Origin of the sequence: Streptococcus sp. HMSC077D04 (assembly GCF_001808785.1) — a bacterium.
GTDB classification, from domain to species: Bacteria; Bacillota; Bacilli; order Lactobacillales; family Streptococcaceae; genus Streptococcus; species Streptococcus mitis_BX.
On the sequence record NZ_KV794541.1, the window covers coordinates 365 to 667 of the forward strand.

Consider the following 303-nt stretch of genomic DNA (forward strand, 5'->3'; position numbering starts at 1 on the left):
AGACGAGAGGGTTTTTCTGAAACAGCCAGTGAAATTGCTATGACTGATTTTGAGAGAAGCTATCAGTATGCTCTAGATAATGTTCGCTTTGTTAGACGAGCGGAAGTTTTGGCTGAATTTGTGTTTAATGGCCTGTATTCTGTTTGGAATAACCGTGTTAGAAAAGGAGGTGGTTAAAATGTCGCCAATCGAGTGGATATTAGTTATGCTCATTTTCATTTCAAGTGGTGTGACACTTTGGACATTGATAGTCGATCAGGAAGGGGGGATAAAGAAATGAGATTTATTGATTTATTTTCAGGT

The 303-nt window shown here is 38.3% G+C and carries 1 pseudogene; it reads left to right on the forward strand.

Annotation, left to right across the window (positions count from 1 at the left end):
• A pseudogene (locus HMPREF2701_RS11645) lies at positions 1–177 on the forward strand (replication initiator protein); the annotation flags it as partial.
• Positions 178–303: the final 126 nt, after the last annotated feature.